This is a genomic window from Denitrificimonas caeni, assembly GCF_905120345.1.
GTDB classification, from domain to species: domain Bacteria; phylum Pseudomonadota; class Gammaproteobacteria; order Pseudomonadales; family Pseudomonadaceae; genus Denitrificimonas; species Denitrificimonas caeni_A.
In genome coordinates this window covers 116,552-143,052 of sequence record NZ_CAJHOA010000008.1, presented here as the reverse complement: position 1 = coordinate 143,052, position 26,501 = coordinate 116,552, and the positions used below count along the sequence as shown (strand labels likewise).

26 protein-coding genes are annotated in these 26,501 nt (G+C 48.2%); 8 read left to right on the top strand and 18 right to left on the bottom strand.

Annotation, left to right across the window (positions count from 1 at the left end; translation table 11 throughout):
• Positions 1-54: 54 nt before the first annotated feature.
• The 5 genes from can to waaA all read right to left on the bottom strand — a co-directional run bounded on the left by can (position 55) and on the right by waaA (position 5,137).
• Positions 55-693, bottom strand: a complete 639-nt coding sequence (gene can / locus JYJ62_RS14305) for a carbonate dehydratase (RefSeq protein WP_205342902.1) — start codon at positions 691-693, stop codon at positions 55-57.
• Between the two features lie 85 nt (positions 694-778).
• Positions 779-1,237, bottom strand: a complete 459-nt coding sequence (gene rimI / locus JYJ62_RS14300) for a ribosomal protein S18-alanine N-acetyltransferase (RefSeq protein WP_205342901.1) — start codon at positions 1,235-1,237, stop codon at positions 779-781.
• Positions 1,230-2,114, bottom strand: coding sequence for a hypothetical protein (locus JYJ62_RS14295; RefSeq protein ID WP_205342900.1), 885 nt, complete (start codon positions 2,112-2,114; stop codon positions 1,230-1,232). The genes rimI and JYJ62_RS14295 overlap by 8 nt, the downstream gene beginning before the upstream one ends.
• A complete protein-coding gene (locus tag JYJ62_RS14290; protein WP_205342899.1) occupies positions 2,111-3,661 on the bottom strand; it encodes a 2-isopropylmalate synthase in 1,551 nt (516 codons plus the stop codon). Before JYJ62_RS14290 ends, JYJ62_RS14295 begins: the two co-directional genes overlap by 4 nt.
• A 198-nt stretch (positions 3,662-3,859) precedes the next feature.
• The gene (waaA, locus tag JYJ62_RS14285) at positions 3,860-5,137 is read right to left on the bottom strand and encodes a lipid IV(A) 3-deoxy-D-manno-octulosonic acid transferase (RefSeq protein ID WP_205342932.1); all 1,278 of its coding nucleotides are present in this window, start codon (positions 5,135-5,137) and stop codon (positions 3,860-3,862) included.
• Positions 5,138-5,216: 79 nt separating this feature from the next.
• On the opposite strand from waaA, the gene JYJ62_RS14280 reads away from it, so the two are divergent.
• Together JYJ62_RS14280 and JYJ62_RS14275 are read left to right on the top strand one after the other, a co-directional pair.
• A complete protein-coding gene (locus tag JYJ62_RS14280; protein ID WP_205342898.1) occupies positions 5,217-6,401 on the top strand; it encodes an FAD-dependent oxidoreductase in 1,185 nt (394 codons plus the stop codon).
• On the top strand, positions 6,379-7,194 hold the full coding sequence (locus JYJ62_RS14275; RefSeq protein ID WP_205342931.1) for an aldo/keto reductase: 816 nt from the start codon (positions 6,379-6,381) through the stop codon (positions 7,192-7,194). The genes JYJ62_RS14280 and JYJ62_RS14275 overlap by 23 nt, the downstream gene beginning before the upstream one ends.
• Positions 7,195-7,252: 58 nt before the next feature.
• Here the strand turns inward: JYJ62_RS14275 and hldE are convergent, their stop codons facing one another.
• The 6 genes from hldE to radC all read right to left on the bottom strand — a co-directional run bounded on the left by hldE (position 7,253) and on the right by radC (position 11,359).
• A complete protein-coding gene (gene hldE / locus JYJ62_RS14270; RefSeq protein ID WP_205342897.1) occupies positions 7,253-8,674 on the bottom strand; it encodes a bifunctional D-glycero-beta-D-manno-heptose-7-phosphate kinase/D-glycero-beta-D-manno-heptose 1-phosphate adenylyltransferase HldE in 1,422 nt (473 codons plus the stop codon).
• A gap of 48 nt (positions 8,675-8,722) precedes the next feature.
• On the bottom strand, positions 8,723-9,439 hold the full coding sequence (locus JYJ62_RS14265; RefSeq protein WP_205342896.1) for an LrgB family protein: 717 nt from the start codon (positions 9,437-9,439) through the stop codon (positions 8,723-8,725).
• Complete coding sequence (locus JYJ62_RS14260) at positions 9,436-9,798, bottom strand: CidA/LrgA family protein (RefSeq protein ID WP_205342895.1); 363 nt, start codon at positions 9,796-9,798, stop codon at positions 9,436-9,438. The genes JYJ62_RS14265 and JYJ62_RS14260 overlap by 4 nt, the downstream gene beginning before the upstream one ends.
• A gap of 224 nt (positions 9,799-10,022) precedes the next feature.
• The gene (gene rpmG / locus JYJ62_RS14255; protein ID WP_151185510.1) at positions 10,023-10,178 is read right to left on the bottom strand and encodes a 50S ribosomal protein L33; all 156 of its coding nucleotides are present in this window, start codon (positions 10,176-10,178) and stop codon (positions 10,023-10,025) included.
• Between the two features lie 10 nt (positions 10,179-10,188).
• Entirely contained in the window at positions 10,189-10,425 is a 237-nt protein-coding gene (gene rpmB, locus JYJ62_RS14250) for a 50S ribosomal protein L28 (protein ID WP_205342894.1), read from the bottom strand.
• Positions 10,426-10,684: 259 nt separating this feature from the next.
• Complete coding sequence (gene radC, locus JYJ62_RS14245; protein WP_205342893.1) at positions 10,685-11,359, bottom strand: RadC family protein; 675 nt, start codon at positions 11,357-11,359, stop codon at positions 10,685-10,687.
• 165 nt (positions 11,360-11,524) lie between these two features.
• Between radC and coaBC the strand changes: the two genes are divergently transcribed.
• The 4 genes from coaBC to argB all read left to right on the top strand — a co-directional run bounded on the left by coaBC (position 11,525) and on the right by argB (position 16,734).
• Entirely contained in the window at positions 11,525-12,733 is a 1,209-nt protein-coding gene (gene coaBC / locus JYJ62_RS14240) for a bifunctional phosphopantothenoylcysteine decarboxylase/phosphopantothenate--cysteine ligase CoaBC (RefSeq protein ID WP_205342892.1), read from the top strand.
• A gap of 2 nt (positions 12,734-12,735) precedes the next feature.
• On the top strand, positions 12,736-13,191 hold the full coding sequence (dut, locus tag JYJ62_RS14235) for a dUTP diphosphatase (protein WP_205342891.1): 456 nt from the start codon (positions 12,736-12,738) through the stop codon (positions 13,189-13,191).
• Between the two features lie 1,201 nt (positions 13,192-14,392).
• On the top strand, positions 14,393-15,817 hold the full coding sequence (locus tag JYJ62_RS15845; protein WP_420042851.1) for a phosphomannomutase/phosphoglucomutase: 1,425 nt from the start codon (positions 14,393-14,395) through the stop codon (positions 15,815-15,817).
• Between the two features lie 20 nt (positions 15,818-15,837).
• Positions 15,838-16,734 (top strand): acetylglutamate kinase, encoded by an 897-nt coding sequence (gene argB, locus JYJ62_RS14225; protein WP_205342889.1) that lies wholly within the window; start codon positions 15,838-15,840, stop codon positions 16,732-16,734.
• 58 nt (positions 16,735-16,792) lie between these two features.
• On the opposite strand, the gene JYJ62_RS14220 is transcribed toward argB, so the two are convergent.
• The 3 genes from JYJ62_RS14220 to pyrE all read right to left on the bottom strand — a co-directional run bounded on the left by JYJ62_RS14220 (position 16,793) and on the right by pyrE (position 19,716).
• Positions 16,793-18,163 carry a KamA family radical SAM protein gene (locus tag JYJ62_RS14220; RefSeq protein ID WP_232365810.1) on the bottom strand — a complete coding sequence of 457 codons (1,371 nt, stop codon included), beginning with the start codon at positions 18,161-18,163 and terminating at the stop codon, positions 16,793-16,795.
• A 278-nt stretch (positions 18,164-18,441) separates the two neighbouring features.
• Positions 18,442-19,032: a DUF4124 domain-containing protein gene (locus JYJ62_RS14215; protein WP_205342929.1), complete on the bottom strand. Its 591-nt coding sequence runs from the start codon at positions 19,030-19,032 to the stop codon at positions 18,442-18,444.
• 42 nt (positions 19,033-19,074) lie between these two features.
• A complete protein-coding gene (gene pyrE, locus JYJ62_RS14210; protein ID WP_205342888.1) occupies positions 19,075-19,716 on the bottom strand; it encodes an orotate phosphoribosyltransferase in 642 nt (213 codons plus the stop codon).
• An 82-nt stretch (positions 19,717-19,798) separates the two neighbouring features.
• Here pyrE and JYJ62_RS14205 point away from each other — a divergent pair, with 82 nt between their 5' ends.
• A complete protein-coding gene (locus JYJ62_RS14205; RefSeq protein ID WP_205342887.1) occupies positions 19,799-20,578 on the top strand; it encodes an exodeoxyribonuclease III in 780 nt (259 codons plus the stop codon).
• Between the two features lie 61 nt (positions 20,579-20,639).
• Here JYJ62_RS14205 and JYJ62_RS14200 read toward each other — a convergent pair whose 3' ends face one another.
• Positions 20,640-21,017: a DUF4870 domain-containing protein gene (locus tag JYJ62_RS14200; RefSeq protein WP_205342886.1), complete on the bottom strand. Its 378-nt coding sequence runs from the start codon at positions 21,015-21,017 to the stop codon at positions 20,640-20,642.
• 29 nt (positions 21,018-21,046) lie between these two features.
• Positions 21,047-21,772, bottom strand: coding sequence for a ribonuclease PH (rph, locus tag JYJ62_RS14195; RefSeq protein ID WP_205342885.1), 726 nt, complete (start codon positions 21,770-21,772; stop codon positions 21,047-21,049).
• 136 nt (positions 21,773-21,908) lie between these two features.
• On the opposite strand from rph, the gene JYJ62_RS14190 reads away from it, so the two are divergent.
• Positions 21,909-22,772: a YicC/YloC family endoribonuclease gene (locus JYJ62_RS14190; protein WP_205342884.1), complete on the top strand. Its 864-nt coding sequence runs from the start codon at positions 21,909-21,911 to the stop codon at positions 22,770-22,772.
• A 63-nt stretch (positions 22,773-22,835) separates the two neighbouring features.
• Here JYJ62_RS14190 and JYJ62_RS14185 read toward each other — a convergent pair whose 3' ends face one another.
• Together JYJ62_RS14185 and JYJ62_RS14180 are read right to left on the bottom strand one after the other, a co-directional pair.
• Positions 22,836-23,834, bottom strand: coding sequence for a YecA family protein (locus JYJ62_RS14185; RefSeq protein ID WP_205342883.1), 999 nt, complete (start codon positions 23,832-23,834; stop codon positions 22,836-22,838).
• A gap of 127 nt (positions 23,835-23,961) precedes the next feature.
• Positions 23,962-26,496, bottom strand: coding sequence for a restriction endonuclease-like protein (locus tag JYJ62_RS14180; protein WP_205342882.1), 2,535 nt, complete (start codon positions 26,494-26,496; stop codon positions 23,962-23,964).
• Between the last annotated feature and the right edge of the window lie 5 nt (positions 26,497-26,501).

Here is a 26,501-nt window from a genome sequence, read left to right as displayed (position 1 = left end):
TAGAGGGTAACAACGCCATCCTAAGTCATACGATGGCGTTGTTAAAGTGCTCAGTTAATCACGCTTACGCAAACGGTATTGCGCGGGTACTTGATCAATACCTCTGATAGTCACATCAAGGTTTTTCCATAGTCCATCTTTAATACCGTAGACACAGCCGTAGATAGATAGCTTTTGGCCTCGGTGCCAAGCATTTTGCACAATGGCGGTATGACTGACATTGGCCACTTGCTCAATCGCATTCAGCTCACATAAACGATCGACACGTTCTTCTTCAGTCGGCAGTTTTGCCAGCTCTTCGTGGTGTTCATAATGCAGATCACGAATACCGCGCAACCAAGCATCGGTTAAACCGACTTGTTTATCCTGCATCGCCGCACGCACACCACCACAACCATAGTGACCGGTGACTAAAATGTGTTTTACTTTCAAAACATCAACTGCGTATTGAATCACTGATAAGCAGTTCAGGTCAGTATGTAAAACCACATTACCGACATTACGGTGGACAAATAAATCACCCGGTAGCATGCCAACAATTTCATTGGCCGGAACGCGCGCATCTGAACAGCCAATCCACAAGTATTCTGGTGCTTGCTGTTTAGCCAGCTTTTCAAAAAAGGCAGGGTCCTCTTTTTTGATCGACTCAGACCAACGGACATTATTATCAAATAGCTGTTGTAATTCAGGCATAAGTTCCTCTGATATCTCTTGTTACGTGTTAATCATCCAAGGTGGGACAAAACCCAAACATTCGCAGTCACACTTTTTATCATGCTCATTCATCAGCAAATAAAGTGCAGACCATTACTAGGGCGTCCTCATGACCACCGGGTGCGGGGTAGTAGTCACGACGACGGCCGATTTCGTTAAAGCCAAAACGCTCATAAAGGCGATAGGCAGATTGGTTCGACTCGCGCAGCTCTAAAAAACATTCAACACAACCACGCTCGCTAGAGCGCTGCATCAAATGCTCAAGTAACTGCAAACCCAAACCCTGCCCCTGCTGTTCAACGGCAATGGCGATATTCAGCAGATGCGCTTCATCAAGCACTTGGCTGATTACGCCATGACCAACATGTTGGTTATCAACGGTCATCATCCAGCACTCGTAGCTGGTCAACGCATCGTCATACAGTTTACGCGTCCATGGGTGAGAAAAAGCCTGCTGCTCTAAAGCCAGCACACGATCTAAATCATCCGCCTGCATACGGCGAAATTCAACGGTATTACTCATGCGGTACCTGCCAAAGTGAACGTACCACGCACATGCTGCGCCAAATATCACGTTTCAGTAAAGGTTGTTCTAATACACGTTCTAAGCTTGGCAAGTTCCATAGCTGGGCATCCTCAGCAAAAGGTTGCACGCTGTACAATGGCGTTTCATCATCAAGATTAGCAAAACGTAGCGCTTGCTGGCCCACGAGCCAAATACACAAAGCCGGCTCAGCTTGCAGTTCAACTGTTAGTAAATCACGCACGCACGCACGCGCTGCTGCTGCATTTTGCTCATGCATTAAACTCCCTGAATGCAACATCGGCCAAGCAATCGGTGCACCCTGACGCATTAAGCTCGGTTTATCGGTTAACCCAGCCGCACGCAACATATCTTTGAGTAACTGATAATCAGGATCGCGACTTTGAAAAGGCTCACCCGTAGGTAAGTCGACCAACACTAAACAATTACCGGCACGCAACAGTTGTAACGCAAAACGAGGAATCGGCTCTACCTGTACAGCAGCAGACGGCGGTGTGACGATCTCGGCTTCTAGCGGCGTATCTGCAACTGTAGCGCTTGTTGCTGCCTTAGTGTTGGATGAAGCGGGCGCCAAGGCCAGCCTATCGCGCACTGATAATCGCACTTCACTGCGCGGCGAACGAGCGACAGACGCAGCCGCAGGTGCTGACGCACGGCTATCAGCGGCTGGTTGCACGACAGGCGCACCTGAGGCAACAGTCACCTCATCCACAGCCTGCCACTCCAGCAAATAGTCACGCGATTGCGCCGCGTTGAGCAATTGCTGACGAGGCAGCCACACATCCAGCTGCATCGCCTGCAGCATGGCTTGACGGCGTACCTCTTGCTGATGCATTAAGACGGGTTCGCTAGTCACACACCATCGACCTGTGGGTGTGCTTTATCCGCACCGATATGCATTAGATTCAGTGCATTGAGATAGGCTTTGGCCGAGGCAATCACAATATCGGTATCAGCACCATTACCATTAACAATGCGTCCGCCACGCTCTAAACGTACCGTCACTTCGCCTTGCGAGTCAGTGCCTTGGGTAATCGCATTGACCGAATACAGTTGTAAAGTCGCACCCGATTGCGCGACTTTCTCAATCGCTTTAAAGGTTGCATCCACTGGGCCTGAACCTTGATCATCGCTGGCTACTTCAACACCATCCATGTTCAAGACTAAATGTGCATGTGGCACTTCACCGGTTTTACTGGCCACTTCCAAGCTAACCAACTTGTAAAACTCAGGGGCGTCTTCAGCCAATGTTTCCGAAACCAACGCTTGCAAGTCTTCATCAAAGATTTCGTGCTTTTTATCGGCTAAATCTTTAAAGCGTGCAAACGCAGCGTTCAGTTCAGTTTCGCTGGCCAATTCAATGCCCAGCTCTAACAAACGACTACGAAAAGCGCTGCGGCCGGAGTGCTTACCCATCACCATTTTATTGGCATGCCAGCCGACATCTTGTGCTGCCATAATTTCATAGGTTTCACGATGCTTGAGCACGCCATCTTGGTGAATACCCGATTCATGCGCAAAAGCGTTAGCGCCAACAATGGCTTTATTCGGCTGCACGGGGAAACCAGTAATACCAGAAACCATGCGCGAAACGCTGAGAATATGTGGCGTATCAATATTGGTATGCACACCTAACAAGTCGTGACGGGTTTTAATCGCCATCACCACCTCTTCAAGCGCAGCATTACCAGCACGCTCGCCGAGACCGTTAATGGTGCACTCAACTTGACGGGCACCCGCCACTACAGCGGCTAAGGAGTTCGCTACGGCTAAACCTAAGTCATTGTGGCAATGCACGGAGAAAACTGCTTTATCGGCGTTAGGGACGCGATTCATCAACTGTCGGATTAACTCAGCATACTCATGCGGAATCGCATAACCCACGGTGTCAGGAATATTAATCGTACGCGCACCAGCATCAATCGCGGCCTCGACCACGCGGCATAAGAAATCAATTTCCGAACGACCAGCATCTTCACAAGAAAACTCAACATCAGAGCACAAATTACGAGCTTTCTTAATCGCGCGCACGGCTTGTTCAAGCACTTGATCAGGTTGCATACGCAGTTTGTGCTGCATATGGATCGGGCTGGTGGCGATAAAAGTATGAATACGACCCGAGTTAGCGCCGGCTAGTGCTTCAGCTGCACGTTCAATGTCACCGTCCAAAGCGCGCGACAAACTACAGATGGTGCTGTCTTGAATGGTATCAGCGATGGCTTTTACCGCGTCAAAATCGCCGGGACTCGCAATTGCAAAGCCCGCTTCAATCACATCAACACGCATGCGTTCAAGAGCTTTAGCAATGCGCAGCTTTTCTTCTTTGGTCATCGAAGCGCCAGGGCTTTGTTCACCATCACGCAAAGTGGTATCAAAAATAATAACGCGATCACTGCTACTCATTGTCTTCTCCTGAAGGCTGCCACACGGTTAAGGGCAGTCAATTTCTAAATCCTCGTGCAGCTTTTTGATGCGCACACAAAGACATCTTATAAATATATATTGATCACAGATTAATACTGAGTACGGCTCAGGTCTAGCCACAATTCGTAGCACAACAGCAAGAATGGAATTATTGTGGCTCAGCACGCCAATATCAGCCTATTTATCGCCTATCAACTGACTTTGAATAATTCCCAGTAAACGCTGCAAAGCACCTTGATTGCGTTCGAGTACCTGCTGGCCCGCAGCACGCATCAATTGCGCCTGCTCAACATTGTTCCACAGTTGGGTAACCGCCTGCGTGAGTTGCTCACTATCAGCCACTTGTTGCAAACCGCCAGCAGCCAGCAGCTGCTCAGCGATCTCTAAAAAGTTGAAATAATGCGGTCCGGTTAAAGTCGGTTTAGCTAAAACGACCGGTTCAAGCATATTGTGTCCGCCATGTTCAACTAGGCTGCCACCGACAAAGGCCACATCAGCCAAGGCATATAAAAACATCAGCTCACCCATGCTATCGCCTAATAACACTTGATGCTCAGCACTGACTAGCGCTTGCGTGGAACGGCGCTGTACCTGCATGCCCTGCTGCACGCATAAGGCATGCACCGACTGAAAACGTTCGGGATGACGCGGCACTAAAATTAATAAGGCCTCAGGAAACTGCGCTAACAGCTGTTGATGCGCCGCCAAAATCAATGCATCCTCGCCTTCGTGAGTACTGGCAGCAATCCACACTGGACGTTGACTGGCTTGCCACTGCTCACGTAAAGCTTGCGCTTGCTGAGGCAAATCATCAGCAACGCGCAAATCATATTTAATCGAGCCGGTCACCGTCACCGTCTGCGGCCGCGCACCTAAAGCAATAAAACGTTGCGCTTCTATTTCGCTTTGTACTGCTAAAGCGCTGATCTGCTTAAGCATAGGCCCGACTAATTTAGGAAAGCGTGCATAGCCTCGTGCTGAGCGCTCAGATAAACGCCCATTGGCCAGCACTACTGGAATATTTAAGCGTGCACACTGCTGAATATGATTTGGCCACAGCTCAGTTTCCATAACAATGCCTAAACATGGCTGTAGACGCTGAAAAAACCGCTTAGAAGCCAAGGGTAAATCGTAAGGTAAATAACAATGCTGTACGCTATCGCCAAACATACTTTGGATACGCTCAGATCCCGTTGGCGTCATGCAGGTGATAGTGATGGGCAAGTCTGGGTACTGCTGTTGTAATGCTTTAACCACTGGCGCAGCGGCAATGCTTTCACCCACCGAAACCGCATGCAGCCAAATACCACCTTGCTTAAACTTAGGCAAAGACCAAGCAAAACGCTCGCTAATCCGTTTAGCATAGGCTGGTGCTTTTCGAGAACGCAGCCACAAGCGCACGGCAATCAGCGGTACGGCAAGGTACAACAACAAGGTATAAAGAGTTCTATTCATAACGGCAAAGTTTAGCAAAGGCGCGGCGATAATACTGTGCTCGGTTATACTGCTCACTTATTTTTTACGAGAGGCTCTTATGTCACTCACTTTAAATACAGATATTGCGATTATTGGCGGCGGCATCGCTGGCTTATGGCTCAATGCACAATTGCGCCAGCGCGGCTTTAATACGCTATTAATCGAACAAAGCAGTCTCGGTGGTGGCCAATCGGTTAAATCCCAAGGCATCATCCATGGCGGCGCAAAATACGTACTGCATGGCGCGTTGAGCGGCTCATCAGAAGCGATTGCCGATATGCCTGAACGTTGGCGCAAGGCGCTGAATGGCGAAGGCGAGTTGGACTTGCGCGGTGTGCGTTTGCTCTCCGATGCACATTACTTGTGGTCACCCGGTTCAATCGCCGGCAATCTGACCAGCTTTTTCGCCAGCAAAGCCATGCGTGGCCGCGTTGATCAAGTCAAAGGTAAACAGCTGCCCGAAGCACTGCAACATAAAGACTTTAAAGGTCGTGTCTATCGTCTGGCTGAATTAGTTCTCGACGTACCCAGTCTAGTGCAGCGCTTAGCTGAATTAGCTGGCGACAGTTTATTGCACGCACAAAAAATCACCCCTCGTTATCAGAATCAGCAATTAGTCGGTGTGCAAGCCGATAACTACAGTATCAATGCGCAGCGTGTGGTGTTTTGTGCGGGTAGCGGTACCGAAGAGTTACTGCAGGCTTTTGCTCTGAGCAAGCCCGCACAACAATTGCGACCACTGCATATGGTTATGGCCAAAGGCCCAGCTTTACTGCCTTTGTATGCGCACTGTTTAGGGGGCGGTAGCAAACCACGCGTCACCATTACCACTCATCCAACAGCTGATGGCCAATGGGTTTGGTATTTAGGCGGTAATCTGGCCGAAGCTGAGGGCGTTGCCCGTACCTCTGAGCAGCAGATCCAAGCGGCGCAAGCCGAAGTCGCACAACTCTTGCCTTGGGTTGCGCAAGAGGCAACCCAATGGGCAACGTTACGTGTCGACCGTGCCGAGCCGGTGCAATCGGGACTGACACGCCCCGAGAATGCTTTCTTAAGTGAACAAGGTGCATTATTAGTCGGCTGGCCAACCAAGCTAGCCTTAGCACCCGATTTTAGCGACCGCGTTCTTAAGCTATTAGAGCGCGATGATGTTCAGCCCAGCTCAGCACAAAGCTATCCTGACTTACCGCGCCCTGCGATTGCACAACCTGCTTGGGAGACTGCGTTTAATGACCCTGCATGATTTTCATCGTCCATTAGGCAGCACCGGCTTCAAAGTGTCGCCCTTAGGTTTGGGTACGGTTAAGTTAGGCCGTGATCAAGGCGTTAAGTACCCCAATGGTTTTACCATCCCCGATGATCAACACGCTTTAGCACTGATCAATCAAGCCCGCGAGTTAGGAATTAACTTACTGGATACTGCGCCGGCTTACGGTATCAGTGAACAGCGTCTTGGCCACTTGCTACTCGGTCAGCGTGACGAGTGGATCATCGTCAGCAAAGTCGGCGAGGAGTTTGTTGAGGGCGAATCGGGCTTTGATTTCTCTGCCGTACACACACGCTTTTCCGTCGAGCGTAGCCTCAAGCGTTTATGCACTGAGCATATTGAATTGGTACTGGTGCATTCCAATGGCGATGATGTCGCAATTCTGCAGCACGAAGAAGTTTACGAGACGCTGGCAGCACTCAAGCAAGAAGGAAAAATCGGTGGCTTTGGTTTTTCTGGCAAAACAGCAGAAGGCGGCATCTTGGCGCTCACGCAAGGTGATTGTGCGATGGTTACTTACAATCTGAATGAACGCGATGAGCTACCGGTGTTGGATTATGCCGCACAGCATAATAAAGGCATTTTGATTAAGAAAGCCTTAGCCAGTGGTCATGTTTGTTTGGCAGACGGCGTTGATCCAGTACAAGCCAGTTTTTCGATGATTTTCGAGCATCCAGCGGTAGCTAGTGCGATTGTCGGCACGATTAATCCAAAACATCTACAAGCTAACGTTGAATGCGTGGCCAAGCTACTCAGCACCACACGCTAACCAAAATAGCCGCTGCGCTGATCCGTATATGCAGTCACAGCGGCTATTGTGCAGCGACTTACTTGCTGCGAATTTTCTCGACGATGGCGGTGGTTGAGCTGTTTTCTACTAAGCCCAGCACGCGAACCTCGCCACCATAGGCATAGACCAACTCTGCACCGACTACTTGATCCACACCGTAATCGCCGCCTTTGACTAAGATGTCGGGTTGCAGCAGGGTAATTAGGCTTTCTGGAGTGTCTTCAGTAAAGCTCACTACCCAGTCCACTGCACCTAAGCCGGCTAACACTGCCATACGGCGATCCACTGAGTTAATCGGACGGCCTGGGCCTTTCAGGCGGGTGACCGAAGCATCACCATTGACCGCAACAATCAAACGATCACCTTGCTCGCGGGCTTGCTCTAAATAGCTGACATGGCCGGCATGCAAAATATCAAAACAACCATTGGTAAATACCACACGCTCACCTTGCGCGCGGGCATCATCAACCGCAGCTTGCAGCTGTTGTAAGCTCAACACACCGCGCTCAGCACCTGCCTCACGCTGTAAAGCGCGGCGTAACTCAGGTGCGCTGATGGTTGCCGTACCCAGTTTACCCACGACAATACCTGCGGCTAAATTGGCTAAGGTCATCGCGTGTGGCAAGCTTTCACCTGCGGCCAACACTGCAGCCATGGTCGAGATCACCGTATCCCCAGCACCGGTGACATCAAACACTTCGCGCGCACGTGCCGGCAAATGCACCGCTGCTACGCCATTGCGTAACAACGTCATGCCCTGCTCGCCACGGGTAATCAACAAAGCGTCTAGCTCAAGTTCTTGCAACATCGCTGTGCCGCGCTGCATTAATTGTGCTTCATCAGCGCAATGCCCGACGACGGCTTCAAACTCAGCCAGATTAGGTGTGAGTAACGTCGCGCCACGATAAATTGAAAAGTCTGTGCCTTTAGGATCAGCTAAAACCGCAACACCACGCTGTTTCGCCGCCTGCAATAGCGCCTGATGATTAAGCAACGAGCCTTTGCCATAATCAGACAACACCATCACTTTGACGCTATCGAGAACACTTTCTACCGTGGCTAATAATGCTGCGGCATCAGTGTTAAAAGTGTCTTCAAAATCCATGCGTAATAATTGCTGCTGACGGCTCATGGCGCGCAGCTTAACGATAGTGGGCTGGCCGACAATACGTTGAAAATGCGTCTGCACCCCAACTGAGTGCAATTGCTCGGTCAGTGCCGCAGCGGCCTCATCGGCACCGGTAACACCAATCAACTGCACCGGCGCACCCAAGGCCGCAATATTCAACGCCACGTTTGCTGCGCCACCTGGGCGATCTTCGGTACGCGTGACTTTAACCACAGGCACCGGCGCCTCGGGAGAAATGCGCGTCGTGCTGCCGTACCAGTAGCGGTCCAGCATGACATCACCCACCACCAACACAGGGGCTTGGGTAAACGCGGGCAATGGTGATTTCATAATATCTTCAACCTTAGAAAATTTTTGCCAATCATAACATGCCAAACCTTAAGCAATCAGCGCGACAGCCAGCGGCATTAGCACGGCCGTCAATACACCCATTACACTCATCGCTAATGCAGCAAAGGCGCCAGACTCTTCACTTTCTTGTAAAGCACGCGCCGTACCAATTCCGTGAGCAATAATGCCTAAGGCCATACCTTGTGCAGCCGTGTTAGTGATACGAAAGACACGCAGTAATTCAACACCAATCATCGCACCCAAGATCCCAGTAATCATCACAAAAACGGCAGCCAGCGAAGCCGAACCACCCATTTCTTCTGCTACCAGCATGGCAATCGGAGAGGTCACCGACTTTGGTGCGATAGTTTTTAAAATCATCGTTTCCGCACCAAACGCCCAAGCCAACGCCACGCCTAACACAGTGGCAAATAAGCCTCCGACAAACAACGTAATTAACGTCGGCCATAAGACTTGGCGCACTCGCCGCACATTTAAATAAAGCGGTACCGCCAACGCTACAGTCGCAGGCCCTAAAATCAAAGTTAACAGCTGTGTGCCCTGCTTATAGTTAACGTAATCAATATCCAACGCCAACAGCACAGCGATCAAAACCACCATTGAGATCAAGAGCGGCTGCAAGATGATCCAACGCGTCTTCTCATAAGCGGCCACAGCCAGTTGATAGACACCTAAGGTTAAACCAACAAAAAATAACGGATGTTGGATCACCGCATCAAGCGCAGCTTGCCATTCAACAGTCATAACTTACCCTTGTTACGCGCTTGGCGATTAATCAGCGTTTGCATCAGCCAGCCAATAAACACCATGGACACTAAGAGCGAAATAACCAACGCTCCGATAATGGCCCAGAAGTCTGCTTTAATATCATCCATGTGCGCCATCACCCCAATCGCCGGCGGCACTAATAGCAAAGGTAAATAGCGCAGTAAGCTTGCTGCAGCTTCATTGAGTGACTCATTCACGCCGCCACGCAGCATAAGGTAGATAAATAGCAACACTAAGCCAATGATAGGACCTGGTATGACTGGAAAAAAAAGCACGTTAAGCGCTGTTCCAGCTAACTGGAACGCCACCAACCAACTCAGCCCACGTAATAGCATCTTTTGCTCCAACTATTGTTATCAACCGCATACAGTATACGGACAAGGCGTGCTTAAAATAAATGAGTAAGCGTTGTAATCAGCACTGAAAAAGCGACAATCAGCTGATATAAACACTAAAAACACAAACCTACATTATGCAAAGGCTTAAAGCTAGTCTAGTAATTTTAGGCAATAAAAAACCCGCATAAAGCGGGTTTTTTATACGCAGAAGGAGCAATCAATTACTTGATTTTGCCTTCTTTGTAAATCACGTGTTTACGGATAACTGGATCAAATTTTTTGATTTCCAATTTATCAGGCGTAGTACGCTTGTTCTTATCTGTAGTGTAAAAGTGACCGGTACCAGCACTTGACACTAAACGGATTAAATCACGCATGATGCTTTCCTTAAACTTTTAGGCCGCGAGCACGAAGCTCAGCCAGTACTGTATCGATTCCGCGCTTATCAATCACGCGCATGCCTTTTGCAGATAAACGTAAACGCACAAAACGGTTTTCGGTTTCTACCCAAAAACGGTGATGCTGCAAGTTTGGCAGGAAACGGCGACGGGTTTTGTTGTTGGCGTGGGAAATTTTATTCCCTGTAACCGGACCCTTACCGGTTACTTGACAAACTTTTGACATATCTCAGCCCTCATAAACCACATGCTCAACCCAGCATGGGTTGGCTGCTTTAAAACGTAATTGGATTCGTAGGTCGTTAAAAACATGATGGTTTTTATAACCTGCATATTATTACCCAGACTTTGCTAAGGAACAACAGCCGCACAAAATAAAGTGCAAAACTGGTTCTCTTAGAATCGAGCCGTGCTTTATAGCAGAAACCTACAGACGAATCAAGGAAACTTAATTTATTAATACAGTAACTCGATGACTGATTCGATCACATCCAGCCGTTTTCAACCATAGATAATGGCTCACCATCACCGACAATAAAATGATCTAAAACTCGCACATCAACCAGTGCTAGCGCCTCTTTTAGGCGTTCAGTCAAAACCTTATCTGCCTGACTCGGCTCGGCAACGCCACTGGGATGATTGTGGGTCAAAATTAATGCAGCAGCATTATTGGCCAGAGCCCGTTTCACCACCTGCCGTGGATAGACACTGGCACCATCTATCGTACCGTAAAATAGCACCTCAAACGCCAATACTCGATGTTTGGTATCAAGAAACAAGCAAGCAAATACTTCATGTAGTTCATGACGTAATTTAGCTTTGAGGAAATCGCGCACCGCTTGCGGGCTTTCTAGCGCGGAATCACGCTGAATATTCGCCGCCAAATGCCGCCGCCCCATTTCCAGCACCGCTTGCAACTGCGAGTATTTTGCCGGCCCCAGACCTAAATGACTGGTAAAGCTGGCTTGATCCGCATCCAATAGCTGACGCAAGCCGCCAAACTCAGTTAACAAATCACGCGCCAGATCGACAGCATTACGCCCTTGCACTCCGGTACGTAAAAAAATAGCGAGTAACTCAGCGTCGGATAAAACTCCGGCGCCATACTCCAACAAACGCTCTCGCGGCCTTTCACTGATAGGCCAACTTTGCAGACTCATAAACGAACTCCTTCTCATCTAATCCGCGCATAATGCTTCCTGCGCTGCTTTAATCCTTATGGACCAGCCACTGCCTCTCCAACATCGGCTATGTTATCTTAGACAAGATTTTCAGATTGGCTACTTTCTTGTTTTCAAACCTCACTCTAGACAACAGGCAACTCCATGCAAAGGCTGTTTCAAAAACGCATAATTGTTGGTATTGGCGGCGGCATTGCTGCCTATAAAAGTGCAGAATTAGTGCGTCGCTTGCGCGATTTAGGCGCTGAGGTGCACGTGGTAATGACGCGAGGCGCTCGCGAATTTATTACCCCACTGACATTGCAAGCCTTGTCTGGCAACCCTGTGCATACCGACTTACTCGACCCTCAAGCCGAAGCAGGTATGGGCCATATTGAGCTGGCTCGCTGGGCCGACTTAGTACTGATAGCACCCTGCACTGCTGATTTGATGTCACGGTTAGTGCAAGGCTCAGCTAATGACCTGTTAACCACTTTAGTTTTAGCCACGGACGCACCGATTGCATTAGCGCCGGCGATGAACCAAGCCATGTGGGCAGATAGCGCTACGCAAACCAATGCAGAGATCCTCAATCAACGAGGTTTTAAGCTATTAGGCCCCAGCTCAGGCATACAAGCCTGTGGTGATATTGGCTTAGGTCGTATGCTTGAGCCCGAATTACTGGCGCAAAATGCAGCGGATTTATTTGCTCACAAAGCACTGACTGGCAAGCACATTTTGATCACTGCCGGCCCGACCCGTGAAGATATTGATCCAGTACGCTATATCACCAACCATAGTTCTGGAAAAATGGGTTTTAGCCTTGCCGAAGCAGCCGCCGAAGCGGGAGCTCGCGTCACCTTAGTTAGCGGTCCTGTACACTTAGTAACGCCTGACCGCGTCGAACGTATTGATGTTAACAGTGCTCGCGATATGCTGGCCGCTTGCGAAGCAGCGATGCCATGCGATGTGTTAATTGCGGCAGCGGCTGTGGCCGACTACCGTCCAGAAACCAGTGCAGAGAAAAAGCTGAAAAAAGATCCGAATAGCGCTGATGGCATGACCCTTAAGTTGATTCGTAATCCAGATATTTTAGCGACGCTTGCACAACGTGCTGACCGCCCTTTTAGTGTCGGCTTTGCTGCAGAAACACATAACTTACTCGAATATGCGGCCTGCAAGCTACGCGATAAAAATCTTGATTTAATCGTTGCCAATGATGTAGCCAATACTTCAATTGGTTTTAATAGCGATGAAAATGCTATCACTGTGATTGACCGTGAGCAGCAGCAAACATCTTTCCCGCAAACCAGTAAAAGCAAAATTGCTCGACAATTAATTGATTTTATTGCCACCCATATCCACAAGGTTTAACTATGCGCCGTATCCAAGCTCAAATTCTCGACTCTCGCCTCGGTACAGAGTTTCCTTTGCCTGAGTACGCAACGACTGGCTCTGCAGGCCTAGATTTACGCGCCATGCTCGATAAAGCTATCCAGCTTGAGCCAGGACAAACGCTACTGATCCCAACCGGCTTGGCGATTTATATTGAAGACAGCGCGCTCGCCGCAATGATTTTACCGCGCTCAGGTCTGGGTCATAAACACGGTATTGTGCTAGGTAATTTAGTCGGCCTGATTGATTCCGACTACCAAGGCCAGCTACAAATTTCCTGCTGGAACCGTGGCGATAGCGTATTTACTATTGAGCCTGGCGATCGCATTGCTCAGTTGGTTTTAGTTCCAGTCATTCAGGCTCAATTAGATATTACCGACAGCTTTACCCAAAGCGATCGTGCAGAAGGTGGTTTTGGCCACACCGGCAAGCAATAACCGCGCACAATAGTCAGCAGGGTAACCTGTCGCAGGAGGCTCAATGTCACTGGTAAAGCGGAAAAAAACTAATCAGCAAGACGTTGAGCAGTCAACAAAGATGAAAGATAAACACAGGCAAAGCATCAGCTATGTGATTCCCAGCTTAATACTGGCGGTCATCGGCGTGCTGCTGGCCAGCGCGCTGATCTGGCGTGCTCAGTCGACTCAACAGCACGAACAACATACTGCGCTGATGACAACCTGGGGCACAGCCTACACAGCCGCGATTAACCAACGCCTTACATTGATCCAAGACGAGACTAAAAGCGCTGCTGCTAATCCTAATTTGGCGCAAAGCGCACAAATCAATGAACCCAGTGCCAAGCGTCAAGCAGAACGCTCTTTACTGCATCGCACAGCCACTGTAGACGCCTATCTTAAACCCTTAGGGCAAGCGCTACAGGATCCTAATCGGGACGCGCCAATTAATTTTGCCGCACTCGATCTGCTACGCCGTGCAGAAAATGGTCCACAGCCCTTACCCGAAGCCTTACACATCGGCTCGCGCTGGTTACTCTACAGCGCAGCCAAACTCGACAACTCTGATTCTGCCGGTAGCTTACTCATGGTTTATGATCTGGCCAGCGTACTGGACGGTTTACCTCTGTTTGCTAACGTGCCAATGCAGATCACACTCCAGCAACAGTTCGCCAATGCTCCGGTACAAATTTTGTATCAATCTGGCAGACAGCCCAACAATGCCGAGAGCCAGTCTTTTAGCACGCAACACCCGAATTGGGCCTTAGTTATTAGCGCGCCAGCCGCTTTTGAGAGCACGACGGCAAGCCACTCCTCACTACTGATGGCGCTTATCATTGCGCTCTTATCTATGATTAGCGCCTTGTATGTGCTGCACACGAGCATACAACGTCAACTTAAAGCAGATGCAGCGCTCATCAGTAAAATCATCTTAGGCTGGACACAAGGGAAAAGTATTCAACCTCATAGATTTAACTTAGCCGCGCTACAGCAGGCTATTAAACCGATAATAAAAAACTCTGAAGAATTGAAAACAGCACAAAAGCAATCGAGTACAGTAAGTACTCCAGAGTCGCTGGATACTGTTCATGTTAACAACAGCATCATTACTACGACTTCGCCCTATCAACCTCCAGAGACAGATGTCTTGGATATAGATATCTTGGATGAGGATTCGGATGTGTTTACTTTAAATCCAGCCGCGCCAGCATTAAACAACGTTACCGCTGCACAAGATGTGCCGCGCAGTATTTTCCGCGCCTATGACATTCGTGGCATTGTCGGTCAGACCTTGACCACTGATACGGCCTATTGGATTGGCCGAGCAGTCGGTTCAGAAAGCCTTGCTAAGGGTGAGCTCAATGTTATTGTCGGACGGGATGGACGTTTATCGGGTCCTGATATGACGCAAGCGCTGATCCAAGGCTTATTGGATTGCGGGTGTTATGTCACTGATCTCGGAATGGTTCCCACGCCTGTCTTGTACTTTGCCACAAATGTGCTTGAGGCGCGTTCAGGAGTAATGGTCACGGGCAGCCATAATCCGCCAGACTATAATGGTTTTAAAATTGTTATCGCTGGCGAAACGCTCGCTGATGAGCGCATTACTGCTTTACATACGCGCATCATCGATAATGACCTAAGTACTGGTACAGGCAGCCCTAGAAGCCTTGAGATGCTACCTCGCTACCTAAAGCAAATACGCGACACTATTGATTTAGGCAAACCAATGCGCGTGGTTGTCGACTGCGGTAACGGTGTCGGTGGCGTGATTAGTCCGCAGGTGTTAGAAGCACTCGGTTGCACAGTCATTCCATTGTATTGCGATGTAGATGGCACCTTCCCTAATCATCACCCTGATCCAGGCAAGGCAGAAAACCTGCAAGCGCTGATCGCTCGGGTAAAAAGCGAAAAAGCCGATATTGGCATTGCTTTCGACGGTGATGCTGACCGTGTTGCTGTTGTTACTAATACAGGTCGTATTATTTTTTCTGATCATTTAATGATGCTATTTGCTAAAGATGTCTTATCACGCAACCCGGGCGCAGATGTGATTTTTGATGTGAAGTGCTCGCGCCGCTTGGCCGCAGTGATCAGTGACAATGGTGGTAATCCCATTATGTGGAAAACCGGCCATTCCTTAATGAAAGCCAAAATGAAAGAAACTGGAGCCTTATTAGCCGGTGAAATGAGTGGGCACGTATTCTTTAAAGAACGCTGGTTTGGCTTTGATGATGGTATTTACAGTGCTGCGCGCCTGCTCGAGATTCTCAGCAAAGATTCACGTGACGCTGATGCCGTGTTCGCCTCATTCCCAGTTAATCTATCCACTCCGGAAATCACTATTGCAGTGACCGAAGACACTAAATTTAAAATCATTGAGCGCCTACAACGTGAGGGACTGTGGGGTGATGCCAGTCTTATCATTTTGGATGGCCTACGCGCCGACTTCGCAAAAAGCTGGGGCTTAGTCCGTGCATCCAATACCACGCCCATGCTGGTGCTGCGCTTTGAAGGCGAAACACCTGAGGATTTAGAGCAGATTAAAACCCTCTTTCGTGAACAGTTACTGGCGATTGTGCCTGACCTCGATATACCCTTTTAATAGATAGGAACCTATTCAAGATGACTTTAAATCGTGCTGATGCTGTACATGTCGCCGAGGTACTCTCCGAAGCCTTGCCTTATATCCGTCGTTTTGTGGGCAAAACACTGGTGATCAAATACGGCGGTAACGCCATGGAAAGCGAAGAACTCAAAACTGGCTTTGCCCGCGACATCGTCTTGATGAAAGCGGTGGGTATCAATCCGGTCGTGGTACACGGCGGCGGTCCACAAATTGCTGATTTGCTTAAGCGCTTAAATATTGAAAGTCGTTTCGTCGAAGGTATGCGCGTCACTGACGGACAAACCATGGATGTGGTAGAAATGGTGTTGGGTGGTCAGGTCAATAAAGATATCGTCAACCTGATCAACAGCCATGGTGGCAGCGCCATTGGTTTAACCGGTAAGGATGCGCGCTTAATCCGCGCACGCAAGCTCAAAGTCACCCACCAGGGTGCCGATATGCAACAGCCAGAAATCATTGATATTGGCCAAGTGGGTGAAGTAGAAAGCGTCAATACCGATCTACTGCACATGCTGGTTAAAGGTGATTTTATTCCCGTGATCGCACCGATTGGTGTGGGTCCTAACGGCGAATCCTACAATATCAACGCTGATTTAGTGGCGGGTAAAGTGGCCGAAGCCTTACAGGCAGAAAAGCTAATTTTGCTGACCAATATTGCCGGTCTGATGGATAAGCAAGGTAATATTTTAACCGGCCTTAATACTGTACAAGTCGACGAATTGATCGCTGACGGCACCATTTACGGCGGCATGCTACCTAAAATACGCTGTGCGTTAGAGGCGGTACAAGGTGGGGTTAACAGCGCACACATCATTGATGGCCGCGTACCCAATGCAGTTTTGCTCGAAATCTTTACCGACAGCGGTGTCGGTACCTTGATTAGTAATGATTAAGGCAGAACACAAGTAACAAAACCTGATACGCCCGCTCTCAACAAGCGGGCGTTATCATTTATTCAGCGCTAGCGTTGTTAATCATCGCGTTGTATTCGTCAGTAAAGAAGAACTTATCTTCACCAAACGCAGGGACTAGGTCGTCATACCAGGTGGCATTTTCATCATACTTAGCAAAGAAGGATCTCTGTACCCAATCAGGATTACGGCCCTGAATAAAACGCAGCACAAAGACTTTCTCACCGTTGACTTCCATAATACTCTGGATTTCAACTTTACCTGGACCGGCACTCATGGAAGGTCCTCGCGCCGTACGGGCTAAACCAGACACTTGCTGGATCGCTTGACGATAAATCTCAAACGCTCGCACCAAAGGCACTTCAAAGTAGCGCTTGGCACCGGTGTCACGCTCAACAAACATATAGTACGGAATCAAGCCCAAACGCACTTGTGTACGCCACATGCGCACCCAAACATCTGGATCATCGTTGATATGCTGCACTAAAGGCGCTTGTGCACGAATCACTGCACCGGTCGCACGAATACGGCGAATCGCTTCACGCACAATCGGCGTTTCCATTTCGCGCCAATGGTTAAAGTGCGCCATAATCGCAATATGCTTACCGGCATCCACCAACCGAGTAAACAGATCGAGGAGCTCTTGTGCATCATCATCGGTAACAAAGCGCTGTGGCCAGAAGGTCAGTGCTTTAGTGCCAATACGTACGGTTTGCACATGTTCAAGCTCAGGGCTTAACAGCGGCTCAAGGTAACTGACCACATGACGAGTTTTCATTACCATGGGGTCACCACCGGTAATCAATAAGTCGGTGATGTTTTTATCTTCTGCTAAATAGCGGTGTAACGACTCAGCTTCATTACTGGCAAAACGTAGTTCTTTATTGCCAACAAACTGTGCCCAGCGAAAACAGAACGTACAGTAGCTGTGGCAGACTTGACCTTGGCTAGGGAAGAACAATACTGTCTCACGGTATTTATGCTGCATACCCTCCAAGAACTCACCATCCAGTTCGGGCACGTTCATTTCTTGCTGGCCCGCTGGATGCGGGTTTAGACGCCCTTGAATCTCACGCGCCAGCTGGGTGATTTCTGCACGCCCTAGACCATCGCGCAGAGCCTGCGCCATCAAATCATAGTCAGAAGGTTCCAACATACCGCGCTGCGGGAAGGTCAGTTGAAAGATGGGATCATTGGGCACATTGTCCCAGTCAATCAGCTCATCAATCACATACTGATTAACGCGAAACGGTAAGACACTGGCTACTACGCGCATTTCAAAGCGCTGTTCCTCAGACATCTTTTGCAGTGGTTCAATTTTATCAAACTGGCGGTCAGTGTAGACCTGAAAACGTGTATTCTTAGTAAAACCCTCATCACTGAGAGGCATTATTTTTATAGATTGAGTCATGGCTATTCTCCACTCTGTGCAGACTCAGCACAGCCTAAAGCCTTAAGGCTTCATTCTGAGCCCGCTTACTGGGGCATCCCCTAAGGGAAGAAAGATGGCTACATATTGGTAGCCTAAAGCTACGATCAAGCACGTTAAGACGTGACCTAATCGCCATAAAGGGCGGGAAGAAAAACCTCCCAAGGTGTCCGGATCTGATCCGAAAAAGGGTAACCGTGTTGCTAAAAGAAGGCCAAGAGTACGGTATTTATCCAGGCCTCTCAATTATTAAATATGACTTACTTACGTTTAAGTAGTTCTTTCACACGCGCTTTGTCGCGCGCAAAAGCACTATCAATGTCTTTTTTACTTTGCAAATATCGCGAGATTTGCTGCTGCAAACGCTGTTGATCAACACTCACCTCTTCAATTTGCTTAAGCAGCGATGCAGACACTTCGCGTCCAGCGCGCTCTTGACTGGCCGCTTGACCCTGTAAATCAACTCTTAAACTATTGACCGATAATAAATTACCGCGTGCGATGTTGATCTGTCCATCGATATCAGCCACCTTACGAGCACGTGCACGATCAACATCTTCGACCCGCGTGTATAGCATGAGTAAATGCCGATCGGCTTTGGCTTGTTCCTTTTCAGCCTGTATTTTTCTATATTCGTCAGGTGTTGGCGCACGTGGCACCACGCGTACGACACGACCTCGCTCGCTCAACACGTCATAGCCGTTGCCAATCAACTCAGGAGGCACGCCTTGGCGGTTAATCACCGTGATACCACGTTCATCGGTATAACGATAATACTCAACCGCATAGGACGCACTGCTGGTCAACACACCGAGCGCGAACAAACAATATACTGGGCCGCGTAACCGCATCACGTGTCTCCTTGACGATACTGACAACTGTTTCAGATAGTGTTAGATGCCATAGTCTTCACGGTAACGCTCTACCGCAGGCAAGTATTGCTTGAAATCGGTACTCTGTGCCAAATATTCTAACACTTGTTGCAAAGATACAATGCTGATAACTGGCATATTGAAATCACGCTCGACTTCTTGAATGGCAGATAATGCTCCAGTACCGCGCTCTTGACGGTCTAAGGCAATCAATACGCCAGCGGCCTGTGCGCCTTCTCCTTGAATAATCTGCATCACTTCACGAATCGCTGTACCGGCAGTGATCACATCATCCACAATCACGACATTTCCAGCTAAAGGAGCACCGACTAATGTCCCTCCTTCGCCGTGATCTTTTGCTTCTTTACGGTTAAAGCACCAAGGCACATCACGCTGATGATGCTCTGCCAAAGCCACTGCGGTAGTCGCGGCCAATGGGATGCCTTTATAAGCAGGTCCAAACACCACATCATACGACAATCCACTATCAACCAGCGCTTGTGCATAAAAACGACCGAGCTTAGCTAATGCCAAACCCGAGTCAAACAACCCCGCATTAAAAAAATAAGGACTTACTCGTCCTGACTTCAAGGTAAACTCACCAAAGCGCAAAACACCGCGCTCAAGTGCGAACTGAATAAACTCACGTTGATATGCTTGCATAGGTGGGTCCTTAATGCGTTGGGTTTAGCCAATTTAAAGTACGTTCGGTATGATACACAAAGAATTTTCCTAGGGGCCATCCATGCGGGTTATTAGTATAAATGTGAACGGGATTCACAACGCCATTGAACAAGGCTTATTTGACTGGTTAGCAGTCCAAAACGCTGATGTTATTTGCCTGCAAGACACCCGAGCCAGCGCTTACGAAATGGAAGCGCCAGAGGTGCAGTTACATGGTTATTTTTGTTACGCGTGTGATGCCGAGCAGCCAGAGCTAGGCGGTGTGGCAATTTACACACGTATTCAGCCAAAAGCTATTATAACCAGTTTAGGTTTTGAAACAGCTGATCGCTATGGCCGTTATATCCAAGCTGATTTTGATAAAGTCAGTATTGCCAGTGTCTTGATGCCTTCAGGTCACAAAGGTGATGACGAGCTGAACCAAAAATTCAAGTTTATGGATGACTTTGCTCGCTATCTTGATAAGCAACGCCGCAAGCGCCGTGACTATATTTACTGCTCATCAGTATTTATTGCGCACAATAAGCTCGACGTCAAACATTGGCGCGATTGCCAGCAAGAAACTGGCTTTTTATCACCTGAGCGTGCATGGATGGATGAAATCATCGGCACTATGGGCTATGTCGATGCGCTACGCGAAATCAATCGCGAAGGTGAGTTATACAGTTGGTGGGCAGATAGCGAGCAAGCTGAGCTACTGAACCTAGGCTGGCGCTTTGACTATCAGCTGTTGACGCAAGGCATGCGCCGCACAGTGCGGAGCGCTAAGCTGTCAAGACAACCACGCTTCTCCCAGCATGCGCCTTTTAGCGTTGATTACGACTGGGTATTGACGGTCTAAGCTCAGACTGAACAACACAAGACAATATTCTTTTGTGTTATTCAGTCTGCAGTAAGCGACGTTACTTAAGAAAACGAATGGTGAGTGGATAACGATAGGCCACGCCATCATTGGCTTTAACACCCGCAATAATGGTGAGAATCAGCCAAACTAAACCTAGTACTGGCAACAATAAAGCACCAATCACAACAAAGATCAGCATGATACAGACCAAGGAAACAATCGCGACAGTGATCTGAAAGTTCACCGCTTCTTTGCCATTTTGCTCAACAAATGGGCCAAGGTCTTTCTTCAGCTGCCAAACCAGTAGCGGACCGATAATATTACCGAACGGAATTAAAAAAGCGGCAAAAGCGGCTAAGTGGGTCAACATGGCCCACTGCTTAGCCTCTGCACTCAATTCGGGCTCGCTTGGGGTAACTGGTAGTTGTTCGTCCATTACCACTCTCCTGTCGTTATTATTAACGCTTACTCGCTCTGCAATGCAACCTGCTGTAAGGCAAATAGCTCACGCACACCTTTGTCAGCCAATGCCAACATAGCATTTAATTGCTCTGAGCCAAATGGTGCACCTTCAGCCGTACCCTGTACTTCGATAAAACCACCCGCGTCGGTCATCACCACGTTCAAGTCCGTTTCAGCAGTAGAATCTTCTGGATAATCCAAATCTAGCACAGGCAAATCTTTATAAATACCCACTGATACCGCAGCAATCATTTGCTTGAGTGGCGAGCCATTTTTCAACATTTTACGTTCTTGCATCACTGCCAAAGCGTCAACCAGAGCCACCATCGCACCGGTAATCGATGCGGTACGTGTGCCGCCATCGGCTTGAATCACATCGCAATCCACATACAGAGTATTTTCGCCCAGCTTAGTCATATCTAAAGAGGCTCGTAAAGAGCGACCAATCAAACGCTGGATTTCTAAAGTACGGCCACCTTGCTTACCACTGCTGGCTTCACGGCGTGTACGGCTACCCGTAGCGCGCGGTAGCATGCCATATTCTGCGGTTAACCAACCCTGACCTTGCCCTTTCAAAAAACGTGGTACACCGCTCTCTACACTCACCGTGCAAATTACTTTTGTATTGCCAAATTCGACTAATACAGAGCCTTCAGCATGGCAAGTAAAGTTACGGGTAATGCGCACTGGACGCAGTTGATCGAGTTCGCGACCACTAGGACGAGTCATTGAATATTCCTGTTTACTAAATATGAAAAAACATTATAGGGATAGATCCCCCCAATATCAGCATTGTAAACACAACACATCGAAATATTCGTTACAATTGGCGCATTATTCATACCTCTCAATTTGGAGATCCCTCATGGTGCATAGCATGACCGCATTCGCTCGCGTTGAGCAAAACGCTGCGTATGGCACGCTTAGCTGGGAAATACGCTCGGTTAACCATCGCTACCTAGAACCGCACTTGCGCCTCCCAGACACCCTACGGGAAGTTGAAGGAACCGTACGTGAGGCACTGCGCAATGGTCTCTCACGCGGTAAAGTCGAATGCACCCTGAAACTCACTGAGTCATCCAGCGAACAGAGCTTACAAGTCAATCCAGAACGCGCGCAGCAATTGATTCAAGCGGCGCAACAGGTTGCTCAATATATTCAGCAGCCAGCAGCACTTAATCCATTAGAAGTTCTAGCTTGGCCTGGCGTCCTCAGTACCCAATCCATTGATAGCCAAGCGTTGAATAGTGCAGCGATTAAGTTATTTAGCAGTGCCCTGCAGCAACTTAAAGAAAGCCGTGGGCGTGAAGGTGCGGACTTAGCGCGCCTAATCAGCGAACGCCTCGACGCGATTCAAAATGAAGTCAGCGTGCTGCGTGAGTTAGTCCCGCAAATGTTGGAACTGCAACGTCAAAAAATTCTCAGCCGCTGCCAAGAAATGCAAGTTGAAATTGATCCGCAGCGTCTTGAGCAAGAATTAGTTTTACTCGCGCAAAAAAGTGACGTCGCCGAAGAACTCGATCGCCTCGCTACGCATATCACTGAAGTGCACCGCGTGTTAAAGACTGGCGGCGCAATTGGCCGTCGCTTAGACTTTCTAATGCAAGAACTCAACCGCGAAGCCAACACCCTCGGCTCGAAAGCGATTGATCCGCGCTCAACTCAAGCAGCAGTCAATATCAAGGTGCTGATCGAGCAAATGAGGGAGCAGGTGCAGAATATAGAGTGATGAATAAACAAAGATGACAACAGGATCAAGCGACAGAGTGAGTCGCTTGATCCTAAAAAAGCGCTATACCGAAAACTTAAAAGCCTCTGCCAGCAATGGCTGTATATTGACTTTTCTGACTGTACCCTGATGCCGACCAAACACTTTAGGGGCAACTGTGACAAAGCCCCAGAACTGCAAAAAGCGCCCAATAAAACGCGACTCAATAAGAACTCCCAGTAAGTCCTGCGCTGAGTAGTACTCGTCCGTTGCAGCCTGACCAAGCAAGTCTGGAAAAGCTCGGCAAACATCTGCTAATAAGGTATCAAGACAGGCGTGTGTTTGTAGACGCCAGAGCATAAACAGCCAGAAAGTTCTTAGGTCAATATCCTGCTCGAAACAATCAAAATACGCCCAATTATACCGGCTTACCGCAGCCTCCAACATGGGTAGGAAAAACGCATGCAGGCCGTGAGTTTGATACTGCTTTTGCATAGTTTTTTTAACGTAGAAACGTCCATTTTTACGATAAATAATGCCCGCAATCTCAGCCAATATCCGCGCGTAATGCAGCGCATTAAACTTATCTTCATTGCTGCCAGCAAACTCGCTGATACTTATAGTAGTGGGATACTGATTAACCTCGAACTCAGGCAGCAGGGCGCTGGCTTGCTTCACCAACTTAACTGGCAAGTTACCTTTGCTGGTAGATTTAAACGAGCCCCCTTGCTGCATTGCCTCATCCAGAATCAAGGCTAAATAACGCATCACAGGACTGGATGAAAGCTCATCAGGTACACTGATTGTCACAAGCGCCAGATCAGCAAAAGGGGCATGCAGCCAATTCATCATTTGTGTCGGAGTGAGGCCACAAAAATCGGCATTCGGTCGATTATTGCTTTGTGTAATTCTCTGCTGCACCACTAGATTCATTTCATCAAGACTGAGATCAGGGCTCATCGACAATGTTTGAGCTATCTCATCGATCATCTCAGCATGCTGCTTGCCGATCGCGTCAATGCAGCACCGTTTGTATTTCTTACCGCTACCACATGGGCAAAGCTCATTTCGACCTGGTCTCATTTTATTTACCCTCCCGCTTGGATCTCTTCAAACATAGCTAGCATTAAATGTAATTAAAATTTCAAAATCAACCTGACATAATCGCGCAGTTTTATAGGCCAAATAAGATTATTTAAGCTTAACAAATTCAAGCCAGCGCCCCGCTATACACCACTTCGATGTCTCTAAATACCTGTACAGCTTCTAGGTTATTTAATGTTGTGAGCTTCATCGTATTGCGTATCGGGATGTGTGGCATCTTAGTTACAGGTCGCTGTAAAGTCAGTGGACGACCCAGTTCAAATAGATAATAAAGCTCACTCGAAGTCGACTTTTTACCTGACTGCAGTTCACTTAAAGCATAACGTGGCAATAAAACGACCCGCTTAACTGGCCACAGCCTATCAATCTGCTTCGTTTGTGAGTTGCTTTCCGAAGTAACACCTAGAGCCAAGTAGCGTATTTCATTGACCACATGTTGCTTAAACTCTCTGGAAAAAGTCATTTGCGGTGTGTGATACCACTGCGCTGTGCCCTGCTCAAATCGATTAAAATAATCAGCACTACGACCTCTTTGTCCTGCTACAGCAATAGTCATAGTCAGATCTGGATAAAGTACTTGCTGCATACCGTGGTAAGAAATACGTGCAGCTTCTTGAGCGTATAAATACTCTTTATGTTCGATCGAACTATAAGCTGCACTTTGGCCACCAATATGCTCCTTTAGAAACTCTGCTAACCAATAGTTTCCTGTATTGCCATCAGCACTTGGCAGCAAGGCAAAAGCACCTATGCCCACCTCTTCTATCGCATCTGCATAGGGGTTAAATTCTTGGATTTGATCAAAAAATCCTGGGTATAAAGCAAATGCACCAAAAACTGGACGGCTTTTCTTTCCAGCCATAGTAGGCTGCTCATCAGTAATTCGAATCAGCGCATCACGGTAACGGTGCATTTGATTGATGGCATCGTCTGGAACGTAATCAGTTTTAGCGATATTTTCTTCGCTACTATCAAAGCGATTTTTATCTGTTTTAATGCGGTATTTTGCATCAAACAACCAAATAAATTGTTTTTCTTCACCCAAGCTACCGACTTTAGGTAAGGTGACCTCTAAGACAATATCAGGCTCTTGGTTGACCAAATATGAGCGTATAGCCCGCCCTTTTTTGGTGAACTTAGGCTCATGAGCAAGTCGTGCGGTAACCCCATCCGCACGTTTAAAACGAAACGCTCCAGCAAAGCCGTCCTTTAACTGATACTCAAAAAAATCATTTTGCGACAGCTTAGCCCCACTACTGCTCACCAAATCAAAACCCAGATTTTCCTCTAAAATCTGTTTTAGACACAGAAAACACCATACTTCATAAATCTCGGCTACTGATTTCATTGAAATACTCGACTGGTTGCCGAGTACATCTAGATAAAACTTCAGCTCTTGCCACACGCGGTAAACAGCGCTGTAACCCGTTTTCTGTTGCAACACCAACGACTCACGTTTTAGCCCACCATAAGCACCCACTTCTTTCAAAAAGCTTTGATTGAGCACTTTTTGCAACGGCTGCTGCCAGCTGCGCAGTTCATTCAAAAAGGAATCTGATAGCCGTTGCCGCTCCGGCACTTGATTACTTACGCGCAGCTTGGTTTCAAACTCGGCTAACTGCCGCTTACAGTGATTAACTGCCATTTTAATAAAACGGTTTTCTGGCGTGTCCACGCTCAATTGGTTTTTTTCTACTCGATAGCGTTTGTCATATTGGCTATTAGCAAAATCTTGTTTTGCCTGCTCACTGAGTCTGTGAGGTAAGCGGCCTTTTAATTTAACGGCTTTAAGGTGGGCCACTGTCGGTTGAAGACGACTGTGAGGTGCAGCGCAGATCACCTTAAGGCCTTGCTCAAAACGCTCTCTTAATGCAGCGAAGTTAGCCAGCCACATCAGTGGAAAATAGCCGCGCTGCTGAGTGGTTGCGGCATCCTGTTCGGTTTTTTCAACTAAGCTGAAACGCCATAACGGATAAACCGTATCAATAGCCTGATACATGGCTGGTAAATCTTGATGCAACAGCATTTTGGTTGGCAGTACTTCAAAAGCAATATGCTGAATATAGGTTTTGCCTGCCAACTCAAAAGACAGTGGTAGACGCATCCAACCCACATCATTACCGGTATTAATAGTGCCAGTTAAACGTGCGGGGATTATGCCGCGCTGAGTTGTAGATTCTGGCGCAAAACGAAATGCTTCACTCACACTTTGACTGCGGTGTAGCAAGCGCGCATCAGATACAGCACCGAAGAATACCCATTCAAACTGATATTGGGTGTTTTCAAAAAAAACAGGCGCCTTTAAAGTCAGGGTCGAATACTTTTCAGCTGCGCTGTCACTCAGAGCCAAATCAGCTTGTGCGTGGCGATTACTTGGCTCAAGACTGTTATCAAACCCAAAGTGATCCCCCTGCTCATCAATCACAGCGATACCAACAAGTTCAGCCGCTGGAGCAAAGCGCAGCTTATAGGCTGGCTCTGATGACTCCAGTGTTGGCTCAGCATCACTCTGAGCGTGCTCAAGTATGAAGCTGGCTCTTTTAGCCACTGTAGTCTGATACACCTTGGCGCGTGCGCTGATATCGTTAGCCCAAACTGAGAACTCAAAATCAGGCGTTTGTAATCGTATTAACTCTGGCATTCCTC

Bases quoted from the DNA above. Each gene is read 5' to 3' on its own strand.
- rph (WP_205342885.1), bottom strand. From the start codon at position 21,772: ATGACTCGTCCTAGTGGTCGCGAACTCGATCAACTGCGTCCAGTGCGC.
- argB (WP_205342889.1), top strand. From the start codon at position 15,838: ATGACTTTAAATCGTGCTGATGCTGTACATGTCGCCGAGGTACTCTCC.
- rpmG (WP_151185510.1), bottom strand. From the start codon at position 10,178: ATGCGTGATTTAATCCGTTTAGTGTCAAGTGCTGGTACCGGTCACTTT.
- waaA (WP_205342932.1), bottom strand. From the start codon at position 5,137: ATGAATAGAACTCTTTATACCTTGTTGTTGTACCTTGCCGTACCGCTG.
- JYJ62_RS14290 (WP_205342899.1), bottom strand. From the start codon at position 3,661: ATGAGTAGCAGTGATCGCGTTATTATTTTTGATACCACTTTGCGTGAT.
- JYJ62_RS14215 (WP_205342929.1), bottom strand. From the start codon at position 19,032: ATGCGGTTACGCGGCCCAGTATATTGTTTGTTCGCGCTCGGTGTGTTG.
- rimI (WP_205342901.1), bottom strand. From the start codon at position 1,237: ATGAGTAATACCGTTGAATTTCGCCGTATGCAGGCGGATGATTTAGAT.
- JYJ62_RS14205 (WP_205342887.1), top strand. From the start codon at position 19,799: ATGCGGGTTATTAGTATAAATGTGAACGGGATTCACAACGCCATTGAA.
- JYJ62_RS14265 (WP_205342896.1), bottom strand. From the start codon at position 9,439: ATGACTGTTGAATGGCAAGCTGCGCTTGATGCGGTGATCCAACATCCG.
- JYJ62_RS14260 (WP_205342895.1), bottom strand. From the start codon at position 9,798: ATGCTATTACGTGGGCTGAGTTGGTTGGTGGCGTTCCAGTTAGCTGGA.
- hldE (WP_205342897.1), bottom strand. From the start codon at position 8,674: ATGAAATCACCATTGCCCGCGTTTACCCAAGCCCCTGTGTTGGTGGTG.
- coaBC (WP_205342892.1), top strand. From the start codon at position 11,525: ATGCAAAGGCTGTTTCAAAAACGCATAATTGTTGGTATTGGCGGCGGC.
- JYJ62_RS14180 (WP_205342882.1), bottom strand. From the start codon at position 26,496: ATGCCAGAGTTAATACGATTACAAACGCCTGATTTTGAGTTCTCAGTT.
- radC (WP_205342893.1), bottom strand. From the start codon at position 11,359: ATGAGTCTGCAAAGTTGGCCTATCAGTGAAAGGCCGCGAGAGCGTTTG.
- pyrE (WP_205342888.1), bottom strand. From the start codon at position 19,716: ATGCAAGCATATCAACGTGAGTTTATTCAGTTCGCACTTGAGCGCGGT.
- JYJ62_RS14280 (WP_205342898.1), top strand. From the start codon at position 5,217: ATGTCACTCACTTTAAATACAGATATTGCGATTATTGGCGGCGGCATC.
- JYJ62_RS14190 (WP_205342884.1), top strand. From the start codon at position 21,909: ATGGTGCATAGCATGACCGCATTCGCTCGCGTTGAGCAAAACGCTGCG.
- can (WP_205342902.1), bottom strand. From the start codon at position 693: ATGCCTGAATTACAACAGCTATTTGATAATAATGTCCGTTGGTCTGAG.
- JYJ62_RS14220 (WP_232365810.1), bottom strand. From the start codon at position 18,163: ATGACTCAATCTATAAAAATAATGCCTCTCAGTGATGAGGGTTTTACT.
- JYJ62_RS14185 (WP_205342883.1), bottom strand. From the start codon at position 23,834: ATGAGACCAGGTCGAAATGAGCTTTGCCCATGTGGTAGCGGTAAGAAA.
- JYJ62_RS14200 (WP_205342886.1), bottom strand. From the start codon at position 21,017: ATGGACGAACAACTACCAGTTACCCCAAGCGAGCCCGAATTGAGTGCA.
- rpmB (WP_205342894.1), bottom strand. From the start codon at position 10,425: ATGTCAAAAGTTTGTCAAGTAACCGGTAAGGGTCCGGTTACAGGGAAT.
- dut (WP_205342891.1), top strand. From the start codon at position 12,736: ATGCGCCGTATCCAAGCTCAAATTCTCGACTCTCGCCTCGGTACAGAG.